The following is a 20,276-nucleotide window of genomic DNA, read 5'->3' on the forward strand; positions in this document are numbered from 1 at the left end:
CCTCTATTTAACCATACCCCGAGTCTATCTTAGACCGGGGTTTTTTTTCAGCCTTAAGTTGAAAAGAGAGGGGAAAGAACATGAAGCATTTAACGACGATGAGTGAACTCAGCACTGAGGAAATCAAAGATTTGCTTCAAACAGCACAAGACCTCAAAAACGGAAAAACAGACAATCAGCTTACAGGAAAGTTTGCAGCAAACCTGTTTTTCGAACCGAGCACGAGAACGCGGTTCAGCTTTGAGGTCGCAGAAAAAAAGCTGGGCATGAATGTGCTTAACCTTGATGGAACAAGCACAAGCGTGCAAAAAGGCGAAACCTTATATGACACGATCCGGACGCTCGAATCAATCGGTGTGGACGTCTGCGTCATCAGGCACAGTGAGGATGAGTATTATGAAGAGCTTGTCAGCCAGGTGAACATTCCGATTCTGAATGCGGGAGACGGATGCGGCCAGCATCCGACACAATCACTGCTTGATTTAATGACGATTTATGAAGAGTTCAATACGTTCAAAGGGCTTACCGTCTCCATTCACGGCGACATCAAGCATAGCAGAGTGGCAAGGTCAAATGCGGAAGTGTTGACAAGATTGGGTGCCCGGGTCCTATTTTCCGGCCCTTCGGAATGGCAGGATGAAGAAAATACATTCGGCACGTATGTCTCAATGGATGAAGCAGTTGAGTCTTCCGATGTTGTCATGCTGCTGCGCATTCAAAATGAACGACATCAATCCGCTGTCAGCCAGGAAGGCTATTTAAACAAATACGGCTTGACCGTAGAACGGGCTGAGCGTATGAAGCGGCATGCGATCATCATGCATCCTGCTCCGGTAAACAGAGGAGTGGAGATTGATGACAGCTTAGTAGAAAGCGAAAAATCAAGAATCTTCAAGCAAATGCAAAATGGCGTATTTATCAGAATGGCAGTGATACAGCGTGCCTTACAAACCAATGTGAAAAGAGGAGAAGCAGCGTATGTCATATCTCATTAAAAACGGCTGGATACTAAACGAAAATGGTGAAAAAACAGAAGCGGATATCCGAGTGACTGGAGAAACCATCACCGCAATCGGCAAGCTTGATGCAAGGGATAATGAAACGGTAATTGATGCAAAAGGTTTGCTCGTTTCACCTGGGTTTGTTGATCTCCACGTGCATTTCAGAGAGCCGGGCGGAGAGAAAAAAGAAACTATTGAAACCGGGGCCAAAGCGGCGGCACGCGGCGGCTATACTACAGTAGCAGCAATGCCGAATACGCGGCCGGTTCCTGATACAAAGGAGCAGATGGAATGGGTGCAAAACAGAATTAAAGAAACTTCATGCGTCAGAGTTCTTCCATATGCATCCATTACGATCAGGCAAATCGGCGATGAAATGACAAACTTTGAAGCGTTAAAAGAAGCCGGGGCATTTGCTTTTACAGATGACGGCGTTGGTATACAGACAGCAGGAATGATGTATGAAGCGATGAAACGGGCAGCCGCAATTGACAAAGCAATTGTTGCACATTGCGAGGACAACTCCTTAATTTACGGAGGAAGCGTACATGAGGGGACATTCTCCAAAGCGAACGGGCTAAACGGCATTCCTTCTGTGTGTGAATCGGTTCATATTGCCCGCGATGTGCTGCTGGCTGAGGCGGCAAACTGCCATTATCATGTATGCCATATCAGCACGAAAGAATCTGTCAGAGTTGTACGCGATGCGAAAAAAGCGGGAATCAGAGTGACAGCAGAAGTGTCGCCGCATCATTTGCTGCTTTGTGATGAGGATATCCCGGGGCTGGACACAAACTATAAAATGAATCCGCCGCTCCGCAGTGCAGAAGACAGAGCTGCTTTAATTGAAGGTCTTTTAGACGGAACAATTGATTTTATCGCAACAGACCATGCACCGCATACGGAAGAAGAGAAAAAAACAGAAATGAAACTGGCGCCATTCGGAATTGTCGGCTTAGAAACAGCATTCCCGCTTCTTTACACACACTTTGTCAAAAATGGCAGCTGGTCGCTGAAGCAGTTGATTGACTACATGACAATCAAGCCATGCGAAGCGTTCGGTCTCCCATATGGAACATTACAAACGGGGCAAGCTGCGGACATTACGTTAATCGATTTAGAAAAAGAAGCAGTTATAGACAAAGAGACATTTTTATCAAAAGGAAAAAATACACCATTCAACGGCATCAGCTGCACCGGCTGGCCGGTCGCTACAATTGCGGCAGGGAAGCTTGCTTATGAAGAGGGGAGACTTGTCAAATGAAGAGACGATTAGTACTGGAAAACGGAGCGGTATTCGAGGGAGAAGCCTTCGGAAGCTTAGAACACAACATGGGAGAAGTCGTTTTTAATACTGGGATGACAGGCTATCAGGAAATTTTATCTGACCCTTCTTACTGCGGACAGATCGTAACATTAACATACCCGCTTATCGGAAATTACGGCATTAACCGTGATGATTTTGAATCCATTACCCCTTTTGTCAAAGGGCTGATCATCAAAGAATTATGTGAGCTGCCTTCCAACTGGCGTTCAGCATACACCTTAGACGAGTATTTAAAAATGAAAAACATTCCCGGACTCCAGGGAATTGATACAAGGAAGCTGACAAGAATGATCCGCACGGCAGGCGCGCTAAAAGGAACATTCGCTTCATCTGATGAAGATATCGAAGCAGTGCTGAAAAGACTGAACGAAACGGAATTGCCAAGAAATCAAGTATCCCAAGTATCAGCAAAAACAGCATATCCGAGCCCGGGAAGAGGCAAACGCATCGTCTTGGTTGACTTCGGCATGAAACACGGGATTCTAAGAGAGCTGAACAAACGGAAATGTGACGTCATCGTTGTGCCTTACAACATTACAGCGGAAGAGGTGCTTCAGCTGAAACCGGACGGTATCATGCTTTCTAACGGACCTGGAGACCCGAAGGATGTGCCTGAAGCGATTGAAATGATTAAAGGTGTTCTTGGAAAAGTGCCATTATTCGGAATATGTCTTGGCCACCAATTATTCGCGCTGGCGTGCGGGGCGAATACTGAAAAAATGAAATTCGGCCACAGGGGCTCAAACCACCCGGTAAAAGAGCTGGCTACAGGAAAAGTTGCCTTAACATCTCAAAACCATGGATATACAGTTTCGTCTATCAGTAAAACAGAACTGGAAGTGACGCATATCGCAATTAACGACGATACGATTGAAGGGCTGAAGCATAAAACATTGCCGGCATTTACTGTTCAATATCATCCCGAAGCCTCACCTGGTCCTGAGGATGCCAACCATCTATTTGACAGATTCATCGAAATGATCGAAACAACAGAGAAAGAAGGGGAAGCGGTATGCCAAAACGCGTAGACATTAACAAAATTTTAGTAATCGGATCTGGACCGATCATCATCGGCCAAGCAGCAGAATTTGACTATGCGGGAACACAAGCCTGTCTTGCTTTGAAAGAAGAAGGCTATGAAGTCATCCTTGTCAACTCAAACCCTGCCACGATCATGACAGATACAGAAATGGCTGACCGGGTTTACATCGAACCGCTCACACCTGAATTCCTGACACGAATCATCAGAAAAGAGCGCCCGGATGCCATTCTTCCTACACTCGGAGGCCAAACCGGTTTGAATCTTGCGGTTGAGCTTTCTGAAAGAGGCGTTTTGGCAGAATGCGGCGTCGAAGTGCTTGGCACGAAACTGTCTGCGATTCAGCAAGCTGAAGACCGTGACTTGTTCAGAACATTAATGAATGAACTGAATGAACCGGTGCCTGAAAGTGAGATTATCCACTCCCTTGAAGAAGCAGAAAAATTCGTCAGTCAAATTGGATTCCCTGTCATTGTCCGCCCGGCATATACATTAGGCGGAACAGGCGGAGGCATCTGCTCGAATGAAACAGAGTTAAAAGAAATCGTTGAGAACGGCTTGAAATTAAGCCCGGTACACCAATGTCTGCTTGAAAAAAGCATCGCCGGCTATAAAGAAATCGAGTATGAAGTCATGAGAGACAGCCAGGATCACGCCATTGTCGTTTGTAACATGGAAAACATTGATCCAGTTGGAATCCATACTGGAGACAGTATTGTTGTCGCGCCGAGCCAAACGCTCAGCGATCGCGAATATCAGCTCTTGCGGAATGTATCGTTAAAACTGATTCGCGCGCTTGGGATCGAAGGCGGATGTAATGTCCAGCTCGCCTTAGATCCAGACAGCTTCCAATATTACATTATTGAAGTAAATCCGCGTGTCAGCCGTTCATCTGCCCTTGCATCAAAAGCAACGGGGTACCCGATTGCAAAGCTCGCTGCTAAAATTGCAGTCGGACTTTCATTAGATGAAATGATGAACCCGGTGACAGGAAAAACATATGCAGCATTTGAACCTGCTCTTGACTATGTCGTATCCAAAATTCCGCGCTGGCCGTTTGATAAGTTTGAATCAGCAAACAGAAAGCTTGGCACGCAAATGAAAGCGACAGGTGAGGTCATGGCAATCGGCCGCACGCTTGAAGAGTCATTGCTGAAGGCGGTGCGATCACTGGAAGCGGATGTGTATCATCTTGAATTGAAGGACGCCGCTGACATTTCAGATGAGCTTCTTGAAAAGCGAATTAAAAAGGCCGGTGATGAACGCTTATTCTACTTAGCTGAAGCGTACAGAAGAGGCTACACGGTAGAAGACCTCCATGAATTTTCCGCTATCGATGTCTTCTTCTTGCATAAGCTGTTCGGAATCGTACAGTTTGAAAAAGAATTGAAGGCCAATGCGGGCGATACAGATGTGCTGAGACGGGCAAAAGAACTCGGCTTCTCTGATCAGTACATCAGCCGTGAATGGAAAATGAAAGAATCTGAGCTTTACAGCTTGAGAAAACAAGCGGGGATTGCGCCGGTATTCAAAATGGTAGATACATGTGCGGCGGAATTTGAGTCAGAAACGCCATACTTCTATAGCACATATGAAGAAGAAAATGAATCTGTCGTTACAGATAAGAAAAGTGTGATGGTGCTTGGTTCGGGTCCGATTCGAATCGGTCAGGGTGTCGAGTTCGACTATGCGACGGTTCACTCTGTATGGGCAATTAAACAAGCAGGCTATGAAGCCATTATTGTCAATAACAACCCGGAAACCGTTTCAACAGACTTCAGCATCTCAGACAAGCTGTATTTTGAACCGCTTACGATTGAAGATGTTATGCACATCATTGACCTCGAACAGCCAATGGGCGTTGTCGTACAATTTGGCGGACAAACTGCGATTAACCTTGCTGACGAGCTTTCTGCACGCGGAGTGAAAATCCTTGGAACTTCATTAGAAGATTTAGACCGTGCGGAAGACCGGGATAAATTTGAACAAGCGCTTGGAGAACTTGGTGTTCCTCAGCCGCTTGGCAAAACAGCGACATCAGTTGATCAGGCGGTAAGCATCGCAAGTGATATCGGTTATCCGGTACTGGTGCGTCCTTCCTATGTACTTGGCGGCCGGGCGATGGAGATTGTGTACCATGAAGAGGAACTGCTTCATTACATGAAAAATGCAGTCAAAATCAATCCACAGCACCCTGTATTAATTGATAGATACTTGACCGGAAAAGAAATTGAAGTCGATGCAGTATCCGACGGTGAAACAGTCGTCATTCCGGGAATTATGGAGCACATTGAACGTGCGGGCGTTCACTCCGGAGACTCGATCGCTGTTTATCCGCCTCAGTCTCTCACAGAGGACATTAAGAAAAAAATTGAACAATACACGATCGCATTGGCTAAAGGGCTGAATATTGTCGGTTTGCTCAATATTCAATTCGTCTTGTCGCAAGGCGAGGTGTACGTGCTAGAAGTGAATCCGAGATCAAGCAGAACCGTACCGTTTTTAAGCAAAATTACGGGTATCCCAATGGCGAATCTCGCAACAAAAATCATTCTTGGTCAAAAGCTGGCTGCGTTTGGCTATACAGAGGGCCTTCAGCCTGAACAGCAAGGTGTATTTGTAAAAGCGCCGGTTTTCTCCTTTGCCAAGCTGAGAAGAGTGGACATTACGTTAGGGCCTGAAATGAAATCAACCGGTGAAGTCATGGGGAAAGATTCGACACTTGAAAAGGCGCTCTACAAAGCCTTGATTGCTTCAGGTATTCAAATCCCGAACTACGGTTCCGTGCTTTTAACAGTAGCTGATAAGGACAAAGAAGAAGGGCTTGCCATTGCTAAGCGGTTCCACGCGATCGGCTACAACATTTTAGCGACGGAAGGAACGGCAGGCTACTTGAAAGAAGCTTCCATTCCAGCGAAGGTCGTCGGAAAAATCGGTCAGGATGGCCCGAACTTGCTTGACGTCATCAGAAACGGAGAAGCGCAGTTTGTCATCAATACGCTGACAAAAGGAAAGCAGCCGGCAAGAGACGGTTTTAGAATCAGACGTGAATCAGTAGAAAATGGTGTTGCCTGCCTAACATCTTTAGATACGGCAGAGGCGATATTGCGAGTGCTGGAAAGCATGACATTCCGTGCTGATCAAATGCCGGCAGTCAACACAAATCAGGAGGCGGCAGTCACTATATGAAAAAAGCGTATTTGACAGTATGTTCTAACCAGCAAATTGCAGACCGGGTGTTTCAAATGGTTCTGAAAGGGGAACTTGTCCAAGGGTTTACAACCCCTGGACAGTTCCTTCATCTTAAAGTGAGCGAAGCGGTTACGCCTCTTTTGAGAAGGCCGATCAGCATCGCAGACGTCAACTTTGAAAAAAATGAAGTCACCATCATTTATCGGGTAGATGGGGAAGGGACAAGACTCTTGTCACTGAAGCAGCAGGGAGAACTTGTGGATGTCCTCGGGCCTTTGGGAAATGGCTTTCCTGTTAATGAAGTTCAACCCGGAAAGACGGCTTTGCTGGTAGGAGGCGGAGTAGGTGTGCCGCCTCTCCAAGAGCTGTCGAAACGCTTGATTGAAAAAGGGGTAAATGTCATCCACGTTTTAGGATTCCAATCGGCAAAGGATGTTTTTTACGAGGAAGAATGCCGGCAGTACGGAGACACGTATGTGGCAACAGCTGACGGAAGCTACGGGGAAACCGGATTTGTCACAGATGTGATTAAACGGAAAAATCTAGAGTTTGATATCCTCCTCAGCTGCGGGCCGACACCGATGCTCAAGGCGTTAAAACAGGAATATGCCCATAAAGAAGTATATCTGTCCATGGAGGAACGAATGGGCTGCGGAATCGGCGCATGCTTCGCGTGTGTGTGCCATACAAACGAAAGTGAGACATCCTATGTAAAAGTATGTCTCGACGGGCCTGTATTTAAAGCTCAGGAGGTGGCGCTGTAATGCTAGAGGTGAAATTGCCGGGACTTGATTTGAAAAACCCAATCATTCCTGCATCAGGTTGCTTCGGTTTTGGAAAAGAATTTTCACGTTTTTATGATTTGTCTTGTCTTGGAGCCATCATGATTAAGGCTACAACAAAAGAGCCACGCTTTGGGAATCCGACGCCGCGGGTAGCTGAGACTGGTGCTGGAATGCTCAATGCGATCGGTCTCCAAAATCCGGGGCTGGATAGTGTGTTGCATCATGAGCTGCCGTGGCTTGAGCAGTTTGATACACCGATCATTGCCAATGTCGCAGGTTCTCAAGTCGATGATTATGTTGAAGTCGCAGAACATATCAGCAAAGCGCCTAATGTCCATGCACTTGAATTGAATATTTCCTGCCCGAATGTGAAAACAGGCGGAATCGCTTTTGGCACGAATCCTGAAATGGCTGCCGATTTGACAAAAGCGGTGAAAGAGGTTTCGGATGTGCCCGTTTATGTGAAGCTATCCCCGAACGTGGCTAATATCACAGAAATTGCATTAGCGATCGAGGAAGCGGGAGCGGACGGTCTTACGATGATCAACACACTAATCGGCATGAGACTCGATTTAAAAACCGGCAAACCGATATTAGCGAATAAAACAGGGGGACTTTCGGGCCCTGCTGTGAAGCCGGTTGCCATTCGCATGGTGTATGAAGTCAGCCAGATGGTCAACATCCCGATTATCGGAATGGGAGGCGTGCAAACGGCTGAAGATGCCCTGGAATTTCTTCTCGCAGGAGCAAGCGCAGTCGCTGTCGGAACAGCAAACTTTGTGAATCCTTTTGCCTGTCCAGAGATTATTGAACAGCTCCCATCTGTTTTGCGCCAATACGGCTATCAATCAATTGAAGAATGCATCGGAAGGAGCTGGAATCATGAAAAACAACCTGCCCATCATCGCGCTTGATTTTGCATCAGCTGAAGAAACACTCGCGTTCTTAGCGCCTTTTCATCAAGAACCATTATTTGTAAAGGTTGGAATGGAGCTTTTTTATCAAGAAGGGCCATCTATCGTGAAACAATTAAAAGAAAGAAACTGCGAGCTGTTTTTAGATCTCAAGCTTCATGACATCCCGACCACTGTAAACAAAGCGATGAAGCGCCTTGCCAGTCTCGGAGTAGATCTCGTCAATGTTCATGCGGCCGGGGGCAAAAAAATGATGCAGGCAGCTCTCGAAGGCTTAGAAGAAGGTACGCCGGCCGGAAAAAAACGTCCGTCACTTATCGCGGTAACCCAGCTGACAAGCACATCTGAACAAATCATGAAAGATGAACTGCTGATCGAAAAGTCTCTGATTGATACGGTTGTGCACTACAGCAAACAGGCGGAAGAAAGCGGATTGGATGGAGTGGTCTGCTCTGTTCATGAAGCAAAAGCCATTTACCAAGCGGTGTCGCCTTCATTTCTGACTGTCACTCCGGGGATCAGAATGTCAGAGGACGCTGCGAATGACCAAGTCCGCGTAGCGACGCCTGCCATTGCAAGAGAGAAAGGTTCATCAGCGATTGTAGTAGGACGCTCGATTACAAAAGCGGAAGACCCGGTAAAAGCCTATAAGGCTGTCAGACTTGAATGGGAGGGAATCAAATCTTGAAACAAATCATCGCAAAACATCTATTAGACATCCAAGCTGTATTTTTACGCCCGAACGAGCCGTTCACATGGGCAAGCGGCATTTTATCACCGATCTACTGTGACAACCGCCTTACGCTATCTTTCCCAGAGGTCAGAAACGATGTTGCTTCAGGTATCAGCAAGCTTGTCAAAGAGCATTTTCCTGAAGCTGAAATGATTGCGGGAACAGCAACTGCCGGTATTCCTCATGCTGCTCTTGCGGCTGACCGTTTGAATCTTCCGATGTGTTATGTGAGGAGCAAGCCGAAGGCGCACGGAAAAGGCAATCAGATTGAGGGAGCTGTGCAAGAGGGGCAAAAAACAGTTGTCATTGAAGACTTAATTTCCACAGGAGGCAGCGTGCTTGAAGCTTGTGCAGCTTTACAAGCGGCCGGCTGTGAAGTGCTTGGTGTCGTCTCAATCTTTACGTACGGACTTCCTAAAGCGGAGGAAGCCTTCGCAAAGGCAGAACTGCCATACTACTCATTAACCGATTATGATACGCTCACAGAGGTCGCGCTTGAAAACGGAAATATTCATTCAGATGATCTAAAAAAGCTGCAAACATGGAAACGAAATCCCGAGTCGAAAGATTGGTTTAAAAAATAAAAAATAAATTCAAATGATATAAAGAGGCTTCAAAGCCTTGATGTACTTGAAAACAGGCTGTGAGGCCTGTTTTTTTATTAATCCTATAAAAAAAGTCGGGTTGACTTATGTTAGAATTGTGCTAAAATTTACTACAAATCTAAAAACTTATCAAGAGCGGCTGAGGGACTGGACCTATGAAGCCCGGCAACCTGCATAGTTTGTAAGGTGCTACTTCCAGCAAAATGAATTCCATTTTGAAAGATAAGGGCTGCATGCTGTTCCTGTCTTTCTTTCCGCCGGATTGAAAGTTTTTTATTTTAAGAGGTAAAAAGGCTATCTGTATATCAGCAGCCGCGAATCACATTACATGGGAAAAGACAACCGGCAGAAAGCTACTGTTTGTTTGTCTCCGAAAGGAGGAAAGAAGAAATGTTAACGTATGATAATTGGGAAGAACCAACGATTACATTTCCGGAAGACGATCCTTATAAAGGAGCGCTGTCAGTTTTAAAATGGGCATACGGCCATTACGGCGATCAGCTTGTTTATGCCTGCAGTTTCGGAATTGAGGGAATCGTTCTGATTGACTTAATTTATAAAGTGAAAAAAGACGCAGAGATTGTGTTTCTTGATACAGGACTTCATTTTAAAGAAACCTATGAAACAATTGAACGAGTGAAAGAGCGTTATCCGGGTCTTAATATCATCCTGAAAAAACCAGATCTCACCCTTGAGGAACAAGCCGAAGAATATGGTGACAAACTGTGGGAAAGAGAGCCGAATCAGTGCTGCTATCTTAGAAAGGTCGTTCCTTTAAGAGAGGCGCTTTCAGGACATCCAGCCTGGCTTTCCGGCCTGCGCCGTGATCAAGGGCCAAGCCGTGCCAATACGAATTTCTTAAACAAAGATGAAAAATTCAAGTCAGTAAAAGTTTGCCCGCTTATCCATTGGACTTGGAAAGACATTTGGAGATACACATCCCGGAATGAACTGGACTACAATCCGCTTCATGACCAAGGATATCCAAGTATTGGATGTGCGCCTTGCACTGCTCCCGCTTTTACAGCAGAGGATTTGCGCTCAGGCAGATGGAATGGTATGGCGAAAACAGAATGCGGACTGCATGAATAAGGAGCTGCAAAATGGAATTAGCCGCTATTTTATTTAGCTTGTTTTTCGCGATGAATATTGGTGCAAGCGGCGCTGCAGCTTCGATGGGGGTTGCTTACGGCTCCGGAGCCATCAAAAAGAAAACCTACGCTTTGATCCTATGCGCAGTCGGTGTCTTTGCCGGGGCGGTCATTGGCGGAGGCGAGGTTGTAAAAACAATCAGCTCCGGCATTATTCCTGAGCAGACGATTACACTGACGATTGTTTGCATCATTATTGGAGCTGCTGCCCTGTCGCTCTTTACTGCTAATCTGCTCGGCATTCCTTTGTCGACAAGTGAAGTAACAGTCGGCGCGGTTGTCGGCGTGGGAGTGGCTTATAAAGTATTGTTTGTGAACAATCTTCTGATCATTGTGTCATTTTGGGTTTTTGTCCCGCTGTTCGCTTTCGGCTTCACCTATTTCGTATCTAAGCTGTTTCGTTATTTTAAGATTGAAGTAAAATCTTCTAAAAAGCAAAAAATCCTCGGCATTGTTTTGTTAGTTGCCGGATTTTTCGAAGCATTCTCTGCCGGCATGAATAACGTGGCGAATGCTGTTGGCCCGTTAGTAGCTGCCGGTGTGCTTGATGTCGGAAAAGGAACCTTGTATGGAGGAGCTTTTGTTGCTCTTGGGGCACTGTTATTAGGCCGGCGAGTGCTAGAAACAAACGGGAAGAAAATTACGAGATTCTCCAAAGGGGAAGGCATTCTCTTATCCGGTACAGGAGCGGGACTGGTGATCATCAGTTCTGTATTTGGGATGCCGGTGCCCTTGGCGCAAGTCACGTCATCGTCTATTATCGGAATAGGCATGGCAAAAAACGGTCCGAACGTGTTCCATAAACAAGTTGTTCAAACGATGCTGAAGGTATGGATCGTATCGCCATTTTTATCTTTATCGATTTCTTATCTGCTTGTATCCTTGTTTTTAAAAGCAGATTATTATTCGATCTTTATCATGGTAAGTGTGCTTTTAGCGGCGGGCGGTGCCGTCAGCCTGACAAAGGCCATTCGTAAAGAGAGACGCTCAGTCCACGAACAAGGCGGGGGAATCTGATCATTAATCTGAGTAATTTTATAAGTTAACTAGGAGGAGATGGATGTTATGAGCTTAGCACCACACGGAGGAACATTAGTAAACAGAGTAGATGAATCATATGATGTGAGCGGCACTCAAAAAGAAATTGAACTTGATTTAATTTCTTTCGCGGATTTGGAATTGATCGGTATCGGTGCATACAGCCCGATTGAAGGTTTCTTTAATGAAAAAGATTACGTATCTGTTGTCGAAAACATGCGTCTTTCTTCCGGTGTTGTTTGGTCTCTTCCAATCACGCTTCCGGTCGATGCGCAAAAAGCGGCGGAACTGTCAGTTGGTGAAACGGTAAAGTTAACGTATGAAGGAGAAACATACGGCGTTATCCAAATCGAAGACCTGTACGTGCCTGACAAACAAAAAGAAGCTGTCAATGTGTACAAGACAGATGAACAGGAGCATCCTGGTGTTAAAAAGCTGTTCAGCCGCGGCAATACATATGTCGGCGGACCGATTACGTTGATTAAAAAAGCTTCAAAACAGTTCCCTGAATTTACATTTGAACCGTCAGAAACGAGACGCCAGTTTGCGGAGAAAGGCTGGGAAACCATTGTCGGTTTCCAAACAAGAAACCCTGTTCACAGAGCGCATGAATACATTCAAAAAACGGCTCTTGAAACAGTAGACGGCTTGTTCTTGAATCCGTTAGTAGGTGAAACAAAATCTGATGACATTCCAGCTGATGTACGGATGGAAAGCTACCAAGTGCTTCTTGATCATTATTACCCGAAAGATCGCGTTTTCCTTGGTGTCTTTTTAGCGGCGATGCGTTATGCAGGCCCGAGAGAAGCAATTTTCCACGCGCTTGTCAGAAAGAACTACGGCTGCACACATTTCATCGTCGGCCGTGATCATGCAGGTGTAGGCGACTATTACGGAACATACGAAGCACAGGAGCTGTTTGACACATTTAAACCTGAAGAACTCGGAATTACACCGCTGAAATTTGAGCACAGCTTCTTCTGTAAAAAATGCGGAAATATGGGAACAGCGAAAACATGCCCTCATGGCAGAGAGCATCACGTCATTTTATCAGGCACTAAGGTAAGAGGCATGCTGAGAGACGGTGTGCTGCCGCCTGCTGAATTCAGTCGGAAAGAAGTCGTAGAAGTGTTAATCAAAGGGATGAAGAAAAAAGAAGAAGTAGGCGTATCTTAAGGAGGACTGGCAGTGACAAATCGCGATATTGTATGGCATGAAGCCTCTATCACAAAAGAAGAGTACCAGCAAAAAAACAAGCATAAAAGCTCCATTCTCTGGCTGACAGGGTTAAGCGGCTCAGGCAAATCAACGATTGCCAACGCCGCTGCGAGAGAATTGTTTGAGCAAGGCTACCAAGTGATTGTGCTTGACGGGGATAATATCCGTCACGGCTTAAATAAGGATCTTGGTTTTTCTGATGAAGACCGAAAAGAAAACATCCGCCGAATCGGAGAGGTGGCGAAGCTTTTTGTTCAGCAGGGAACCATTGTGATTACTGCTTTTATCTCTCCTTTCCGCGAGGACAGGCAACAGGTTCGCGAGCTTGTGGAAGCGGGCGAATTTAATGAAGTCTACATTAAATGCGACCTTGATATTTGTGAACAAAGAGATCCGAAAGGACTTTACAAAAAAGCAAGAAACGGAGAGATTCCGTTCTTTACAGGAATTGATTCACCTTATGAAGAACCGGAAGCTCCAGAGCTCGTTCTTGATTCAGGACAGCATGACCGTGAAGCGTGTAAAAATCAGCTGATCGAGTTTGTTAAACAAAAATTGAGCTGAATATGATCTGCTGCGTTCTTCTCAGATGCCGGAATGCAAGCGAGAACATCATCACAGCGAATCTTCTGGAAGAACTCGAATAGATCGGGGGAAATACGATGGGGAAAGTATATATTGTAGGAGCGGGTCCCGGTGACCCTGATCTGCTGACAATTAAAGCGCTGAAAGCCATTGAAAAAGCTGATGTCATCTTATATGACAGATTAGTAAATAAAGAGATTTTACAATATGCCAAAGAGCAAGCAGACCTGATCTACTGCGGGAAGCTTCCGGATTTTCATACGATGAAGCAGGAAACCATTAATCGGTTTCTTGTAAAGTATGCGCAAAAAGGGAAAACCGTTGTCAGGCTGAAAGGCGGAGACCCTTTTGTGTTCGGCAGGGGGGGAGAAGAAGCGGAATGCCTCTCTGAAAACGGAATTCCGTTTGAAATCATCCCCGGCATTACGTCTGGAATCGCGGCAGCCGCTTATGCCGGGATTCCTGTTACTCATCGGGAGGCGGGCTCTAACGTTGCTTTTGTAACGGGTCATTATAAAAAAGAAGAAGATTTTGAGGAAAAGTGGAAAGCGCTGGCTACAGGAATTGATACACTTGTCATCTATATGGGTATCAAAAACGTGCAGCAGATTGAAAGAAAACTCCTTGAAAACGGCCGGGACGGTTCTACGCCGGCAGCCTTTATTCATTGGGGAACAACGGACAAGCAAAAATCTGTTTTTTGTACAGTTGACACCCTTTCAGAAACAGTGGTAAAAGAAAACATTACAAATCCGAGTTTAATTGTCATTGGAAATGTTGTAAATTATCACTATAAGCTGGAATGGTTTGAATCTGAACTGAAAAAACAAGATTTAAGCGAGGCGTTGTAAAAATGAAACAAGCAATTTTATATGTCGGCCACGGCAGCCGGGTCAAAAAAGCGCAGCAAGAAGCCGCAGCCTTTTTGGAAGGATGCAAGGCCCACATCTCTGTGCCAGTACAAGAAATCAGCTTTTTAGAGCTTCAGGAGCCGACAATTGAGACAGGATTTGAAGCATGTGTGAAGCAAGGCGCCACTCATATCACAGTGGTGCCTCTGCTTCTTTTAACAGCTGCGCATGCAAAACATGATATTCCGGAAGAAATTGCCCGTGTTGCATCCCGATATCCGTCAGTCCGCATTTCATACGGAAAGCCGATCGGGATTGACGAAGAAGTAGTCAAGGCTGTATATCACCGAATGAAAGACATAGGTGTTCCATATGAAAATGCCAGAGTGGTACTCATCGGAAGGGGAAGTTCAGATCCAGATGTCAAAAGAGACGTAACCGGTATTGCTAATCTTCTTCAGGAAATGATTCCAGTCAAGGAAGTCATTCCGTGCTTTTTGACAGCATGCGGCCCTAATTACAAAGAGGTTTTTTCAGAACTTAAAAAAGATGACGGCATAACAACCTTTATCGTTCCATATTTGCTTTTTACGGGTATGCTGATGAATGAAATCGAACGAGAGGTTCAGAAATTAAAAGCCCATAATCCGAACGTCTACCTCTCTTCCTATATCGGTTTTCATCCTCATGTGAAAAACGCATTTTTGAACCGTGTGAGAGAAACTGCGGCAAATCCTGAGGGACAATTTGATTTTGATGGAGGTTCATATGCTTCCGCTGCACATTAGCCTGGAAAAGAAGAAGGTTGTGATTGCGGGGGGCGGAAGCATCGCTCTCAGAAGGCTGAAAACGGTGATTTCTGAGGGAGCTGATATAACGCTTGTCAGTCCGGATGTGGAACCGGAAATCAAGCAAATGGCAGAAGAGCGGCGTATCAAATGGGAAAAACGGACAATTGAAAAAGAAGATTATCTCAATGCTTTCTTCATTATTGCTGCGACGGATAATGCGGCAGTGAACAAAGAAATTGCCCAATCCGCTTCGCCTTTTCAGCTTGTCAATTGTGTCAGTGACGCTGAGCTTGGCAATGTATATATGCCGAAAATCGTAAAAAGAGGGCATGTCACTGTGTCTGTTTCTACAAGCGGAGCAAGTCCAAAGCACACGAAAGAGCTTGCTGAAAACGTGGATAAGCTGATTGACGGCGATTTTATTGCTGAAGTGAACAGGCTTTATCAGGTGAGAAGAAAGAAATAAGCCAGAGCATACAAATGCTCTGGCTTTTCTTTATGCGGCTCAGCTTTTTTTGAGCTTGATGACAGTATCAGCATCAGGCGTGACAAAGACGGTATGCTGGCTGTCATAGGTGACGAAACCGGGTTTCGCGCCGTTTGGTTTTTTGACATGTCTGATTTTTGTATAATCTACAGGCACTGAACTTGAATCTTTAGCTTTTGAAAAATAAGCTGCAATTGTCGCGGCTTCCATGATTGTTTGCTCATCCGGTTCGCTGCTTCTGATCACAACGTGGGAGCCGGGAATGTCCTTCGTGTGAAGCCAGATATCGTCTCTGGCCGCCGCTCTGGTCGTTAAATATTCATTTTGACGATTGTTCTTACCCACTAAAATAGTCAGGCCTGAGGTGGATTCATATGTTTCTAACACCGGATTGTGCGGTTTTTGCTTTTTCTGGCCTTTTTGCTGCTTAGGGCGTAAATATTTGCCCTCTACAAGCTCTTCCCTGATTTCGCTGATATCCCGGGGAGAAGCGGACGAAAGCTGCTGAATCAGCTGATCAAAATATTCGATCTCTTCCTGTGCCAGCCTGATTTGCTCCTCGACAACCGCGACCGAATTTTTCGCTTTCTGATACTTCGTGAAATAGGCCTGTGCGTTTTCAGAAGGCGTTTTGTTCGGGTTTAAAGGAATCGTGATTGTCGGGCTTTCTTCATCATAATAGTTGATGACCTCGGCCTGTTTATCACCTTTTTTCAGCATATATAAATTAGCGGTTAAAAGCTCTCCGTAAAGCTGAAATTCCTTCGCGTTTTCCGAATACTCCAGGGTTTTCTCTAATTTTTTGATTTTGTTGGCATTCTTCTTCCGTTCGTTCACAACAAAACGCTCAAGATCCTGAGCCTGCTGTTTGACTCGGTCTCGTTCAGCTTTGCCGAAATAAAAACGGTCGAGCAGTTCGCTTAATGAATCAAAACGGCGCGCTTCGCCCTTTAGATGAGTCAGCTCCAGCAGATAAAAATATTCCTTTCCGTTTACAGTCGTAATGTTGGGAATGAAACGGTGCTCTTTCACTTCGGCAAACAGTGCCAGCAACGCTTTTGGCAGTGTGACTTTGTTGGCAAGGCCTGCTCTGTGAACCGCTTCTTTGGCGAAAAGCGGAGACACGCCTGAAAAGTGGTCGACAATTTGTTTATCAAGCCTTCCTTCTTGAAAGCTGAGGTGACGCAAAATATCATCTTCTGACGCCTCAAGAGGCGATATTTTGTCCTGAGCAGGCGGAAGCTTATAATCTTGGCCGGGCAGTACTGTACGGTAGCTGTTCATTGACGGTGATAAATGCTTAAGTCCGTCGATGATCACATTTTCTGCTGCGTCAGTCAAAATGATATTGCTGTGACGGCCCATAATTTCTACATAAAGCTTTCGTACGGTTTCATCGCCAATTTCGTTTCGGCTTTTGATATGAAAAATCATAATGCGGTCTAAGCCCGCTTGTTCAATTTTCTCAATGAATCCGCCTTCGATATGCTTTCTCAGCAACATGCAAAACATTGGCGGTTCGCTTGGATTTTCATAAGCTTGTGCCGTGATATGCACCCGTGAATAGCTCGGATGTGCCGATAATAATAGTTTTTGGTTTTTTCCCTTGGCACGGATGTGGAAAATCACATCGTGCTTATATGGCTGATGGATTTTTGTAATTCGTCCGCCCATTATTTTCTCGTTAAGTTCGTGTGTCATTCCGTATGTAAACATGCCATCAAACGACATATGCAATACACCCTCTCATTCTTCCTGCATTCGATAATTATAGCATGAAATGGGACGAGTCAGAATAAGCATGCTTATAGAGTGATATCTCTATAAGAGAGCAGGGGAGTGGACGAGCGGAATGAAGTTTCATGAAATGGGACAAACAGATTTACTAGAGGCAACCAATACGTCCATGAAACAAGGATTAACAGAAAAAGAGGTAAAAAAACGCCTTGACAAGCATGGACCAAACGAGCTGCAAGAAGGGAAAAAAACTTCAGCGCTTCTCTTGTTTTTCGCGCAGTTCAAAGATTTTATGGTGCTTGTGCTTCTGGCGGCAACGTTAATCTCAGGTTTTCTTGGTGAATATGTAGATGCGGTTGCGATTATTGCGATTGTGTTTGTGAATGGCATACTCGGTTTCTTTCAAGAAAGGCGTGCTGAGCAATCTCTTCAGGCTTTAAAAGAGCTTTCAACACCGCACGTCATGGCACTCAGGGAAGGAAGCTGGACAAAGATTCCTTCTAAGGAACTGGTGCCGGGTGATATTGTGAAATTTACGAGCGGGGACAGAATTGGCGCAGACGTTCGAATTGTTGAAGCGAGAAGCCTTGAAATAGAAGAATCAGCGCTGACCGGGGAATCAATCCCGGTTGTGAAGCATGCTGATAAATTGAAAAAACCGGATGTTTCACTTGGCGATATTACCAATATGGCATTTATGGGTACGATTGTGACCCGCGGCAGCGGTGTCGGGGTTGTCGTCGGGACAGGAATGAATACGGTTATGGGGAAAATTGCCGACATGCTTGAATCAGCAGGGACATTGTCAACCCCGCTGCAAAGAAGACTGGAGCAGCTCGGGAAGATTTTGATTGTTGTTGCATTGCTTCTGACCGTACTTGTCGTTGCTGTCGGTGTTATTCAGGGTCATGATCTGTACAGTATGTTTTTAGCAGGTGTCTCGTTAGCGGTAGCCGCTATTCCGGAGGGGCTGCCGGCGATTGTGACAGTGGCGCTTTCGCTTGGTGTACAGCGGATGATTAAACAAAAATCCATTGTTAGAAAGCTTCCTGCTGTTGAAACGCTTGGGTGTGCGTCTATCATTTGTTCAGATAAAACAGGGACAATGACCCAAAACAAAATGACGGTGACACATGTCTGGTCCGGAGGGAAAACATGGAGAGTGGCAGGGGCCGGCTATGAACCGAAAGGAAGCTTCACACTAAACGAAAAAGAGATCAGTGTCAATGAACATAAGCCGCTTCAGCAGATGCTTCTGTTCGGAGCGCTTTGTAACAACTCCAATATCGAGAAAAGAGACGGCGAATATGTGCTTGACGGAGATCCGACAGAGGGAGCGCTGCTCACCGCGGCTAGAAAAGGCGGTTTTTCAAAGGAGTTTGTTGAATCAAACTACCGGGTGGTCGAAGAATTTCCGTTTGATTCTGCACGGAAAATGATGACTGTCATCGTAGAGGATCAAGACAGAAAGCGCTATATCATTACAAAAGGTGCACCGGATGTACTGATGCAGCGATCTTCCCGTATTTATTATGATGGCTCAGCGGCTCTTTTTTCAAATGAAAGAAAAGCAGAAACAGAGGCGGTATTAAGACATTTGGCATCACAGGCGCTCAGAACGATAGCGGTCGCCTACAGGCCGATAAAAGCAGGCGAAACACCGTCAATGGAGCAGGCGGAAAAAGATCTGACCATGCTTGGCCTTTCAGGTATCATTGATCCCCCGCGGCCGGAAGTCAGGCAGGCGATAAAAGAATGCCGTGAAGCAGGAATTAAGACTGTTATGATTACAGGTGATCATGTAGAAACCGCTAAAGCGATAGCGAAAGACTTGCGCCTCCTTCCGAAAAGCGGCAAAATCATGGACGGCAAGATGCTGAATGAACTTTCTCAAGAAGAGCTTTCTCATGTGGTGGAGGATGTGTATGTATTTGCCCGCGTTTCCCCTGAACATAAACTAAAAATCGTAAAAGCCTATCAGGAGAACGGGCATATTGTGGCGATGACGGGAGACGGCGTCAATGATGCTCCTGCCATTAAACAAGCTGATATCGGCGTCTCTATGGGCATTACCGGGACAGATGTGGCCAAAGAAGCATCATCTCTTGTTCTCGTGGATGATAATTTTGCGACGATTAAATCAGCGATAAAAGAAGGTAGGAACATCTACGAAAATATCAGGAAGTTTATCAGATACCTGTTGGCGTCTAACGTCGGAGAAATCCTTGTCATGCTGTTTGCGATGCTGCTCGCCCTTCCTTTACCGCTCGTTCCGATTCAGATTTTGTGGGTCAACTTGGTGACGGACGGATTGCCGGCGATGGCGCTCGGCATGGATCAGCCGGAAGGAGACGTCATGAAGCGCAAGCCCCGTCATCCGAAAGAAGGGGTATTTGCCCGCAAGCTAGGATGGAAGGTCGTTTCCAGAGGATTTTTAATCGGAGTTGCCACTATTTTAGCGTTTATCATTGTGTACCACCGCAATCCGGAAAACTTGGCTTATGCCCAGACGATCGCGTTTGCCACATTGGTGCTCGCTCAGCTTATTCACGTGTTTGACTGCCGCAGCGAAACTTCTGTTTTCTCTAGAAATCCGTTTCAAAACCTGTATTTAATCGGCGCGGTATTGTCATCCATTTTGCTGATGCTTGTAGTAATCTACTATCCGCCGCTTCAGCCGATTTTCCATACTGTAGCCATCACGCCGGGGGACTGGATGCTCGTCATCGGTATGTCCGCCATCCCTACTTTTTTGCTGGCGGGGTCACTTTTAACAAGAAAAAAATAAATTCATATGATATAATCTTAGGGGTAATAGCGTG

General features: G+C 45.7%; 17 protein-coding genes and 1 riboswitch. Of the genes, 16 read left to right on the forward strand and 1 reads right to left on the reverse strand.

The window, feature by feature from the left end:
- Positions 1 to 80: 80 nt before the first annotated feature.
- The 15 genes from NSQ16_RS08340 to sirC all read left to right on the forward strand — a co-directional run bounded on the left by NSQ16_RS08340 (position 81) and on the right by sirC (position 15,696).
- Positions 81 to 995, forward strand: a complete 915-nt coding sequence (locus NSQ16_RS08340; RefSeq protein WP_080529298.1) for an aspartate carbamoyltransferase catalytic subunit — start codon at positions 81 to 83, stop codon at positions 993 to 995.
- Complete coding sequence (locus NSQ16_RS08345; RefSeq protein ID WP_327836770.1) at positions 979 to 2,265, forward strand: dihydroorotase; 1,287 nt, start codon at positions 979 to 981, stop codon at positions 2,263 to 2,265. Before NSQ16_RS08340 ends, NSQ16_RS08345 begins: the two co-directional genes overlap by 17 nt.
- Positions 2,262 to 3,356, forward strand: coding sequence for a carbamoyl phosphate synthase small subunit (locus tag NSQ16_RS08350; protein ID WP_003232115.1), 1,095 nt, complete (start codon positions 2,262 to 2,264; stop codon positions 3,354 to 3,356). The genes NSQ16_RS08345 and NSQ16_RS08350 overlap by 4 nt, the downstream gene beginning before the upstream one ends.
- The gene (carB, locus tag NSQ16_RS08355) at positions 3,341 to 6,556 is read left to right on the forward strand and encodes a carbamoyl-phosphate synthase (glutamine-hydrolyzing) large subunit (RefSeq protein WP_015252124.1); all 3,216 of its coding nucleotides are present in this window, start codon (positions 3,341 to 3,343) and stop codon (positions 6,554 to 6,556) included. Before NSQ16_RS08350 ends, carB begins: the two co-directional genes overlap by 16 nt.
- Positions 6,553 to 7,323, forward strand: coding sequence for a dihydroorotate oxidase B electron transfer subunit (pyrK, locus tag NSQ16_RS08360; RefSeq protein ID WP_014479746.1), 771 nt, complete (start codon positions 6,553 to 6,555; stop codon positions 7,321 to 7,323). The genes carB and pyrK overlap by 4 nt, the downstream gene beginning before the upstream one ends.
- A complete protein-coding gene (locus NSQ16_RS08365) occupies positions 7,323 to 8,258 on the forward strand; it encodes a dihydroorotate dehydrogenase (RefSeq protein ID WP_119899306.1) in 936 nt (311 codons plus the stop codon). The genes pyrK and NSQ16_RS08365 overlap by 1 nt, the downstream gene beginning before the upstream one ends.
- Positions 8,227 to 8,946, forward strand: a complete 720-nt coding sequence (pyrF, locus tag NSQ16_RS08370; protein WP_119899308.1) for an orotidine-5'-phosphate decarboxylase — start codon at positions 8,227 to 8,229, stop codon at positions 8,944 to 8,946. The genes NSQ16_RS08365 and pyrF overlap by 32 nt, the downstream gene beginning before the upstream one ends.
- The gene (gene pyrE / locus NSQ16_RS08375; RefSeq protein ID WP_015715860.1) at positions 8,943 to 9,575 is read left to right on the forward strand and encodes an orotate phosphoribosyltransferase; all 633 of its coding nucleotides are present in this window, start codon (positions 8,943 to 8,945) and stop codon (positions 9,573 to 9,575) included. The genes pyrF and pyrE overlap by 4 nt, the downstream gene beginning before the upstream one ends.
- 144 nt (positions 9,576 to 9,719) lie before the next feature.
- Positions 9,720 to 9,825: riboswitch (SAM riboswitch) on the forward strand.
- A gap of 161 nt (positions 9,826 to 9,986) precedes the next feature.
- Entirely contained in the window at positions 9,987 to 10,688 is a 702-nt protein-coding gene (locus NSQ16_RS08380; RefSeq protein WP_221776850.1) for a phosphoadenylyl-sulfate reductase, read from the forward strand.
- Positions 10,689 to 10,699: 11 nt separating this feature from the next.
- A complete protein-coding gene (cysP, locus tag NSQ16_RS08385) occupies positions 10,700 to 11,764 on the forward strand; it encodes a sulfate permease (RefSeq protein ID WP_029317784.1) in 1,065 nt (354 codons plus the stop codon).
- 48 nt (positions 11,765 to 11,812) lie between these two features.
- Positions 11,813 to 12,961, forward strand: a complete 1,149-nt coding sequence (gene sat, locus NSQ16_RS08390) for a sulfate adenylyltransferase (protein WP_212060498.1) — start codon at positions 11,813 to 11,815, stop codon at positions 12,959 to 12,961.
- Between the two features lie 12 nt (positions 12,962 to 12,973).
- Complete coding sequence (gene cysC / locus NSQ16_RS08395; RefSeq protein WP_015252120.1) at positions 12,974 to 13,567, forward strand: adenylyl-sulfate kinase; 594 nt, start codon at positions 12,974 to 12,976, stop codon at positions 13,565 to 13,567.
- Between the two features lie 98 nt (positions 13,568 to 13,665).
- Entirely contained in the window at positions 13,666 to 14,439 is a 774-nt protein-coding gene (cobA, locus tag NSQ16_RS08400; RefSeq protein WP_128471777.1) for a uroporphyrinogen-III C-methyltransferase, read from the forward strand.
- A gap of 2 nt (positions 14,440 to 14,441) precedes the next feature.
- Positions 14,442 to 15,227 carry a sirohydrochlorin chelatase gene (gene sirB / locus NSQ16_RS08405; RefSeq protein WP_327836777.1) on the forward strand — a complete coding sequence of 262 codons (786 nt, stop codon included), beginning with the start codon at positions 14,442 to 14,444 and terminating at the stop codon, positions 15,225 to 15,227.
- Positions 15,208 to 15,696 (forward strand): precorrin-2 dehydrogenase, encoded by a 489-nt coding sequence (sirC, locus tag NSQ16_RS08410; RefSeq protein ID WP_017694847.1) that lies wholly within the window; start codon positions 15,208 to 15,210, stop codon positions 15,694 to 15,696. The genes sirB and sirC overlap by 20 nt, the downstream gene beginning before the upstream one ends.
- 39 nt (positions 15,697 to 15,735) lie before the next feature.
- Here the strand turns inward: sirC and rqcH are convergent, their stop codons facing one another.
- Complete coding sequence (gene rqcH, locus NSQ16_RS08415; RefSeq protein WP_064911517.1) at positions 15,736 to 17,448, reverse strand: tRNA modification protein RqcH; 1,713 nt, start codon at positions 17,446 to 17,448, stop codon at positions 15,736 to 15,738.
- A gap of 121 nt (positions 17,449 to 17,569) precedes the next feature.
- Here rqcH and NSQ16_RS08420 point away from each other — a divergent pair, with 121 nt between their 5' ends.
- Complete coding sequence (locus NSQ16_RS08420) at positions 17,570 to 20,242, forward strand: calcium-translocating P-type ATPase, SERCA-type (protein WP_160221577.1); 2,673 nt, start codon at positions 17,570 to 17,572, stop codon at positions 20,240 to 20,242.
- Positions 20,243 to 20,276 lie beyond the last annotated feature (34 nt).

It is taken from the genome of Bacillus sp. PS108 (genome assembly GCF_037963335.1).
Taxonomy (GTDB): domain Bacteria; phylum Bacillota; class Bacilli; order Bacillales; family Bacillaceae; genus Bacillus; species Bacillus subtilis.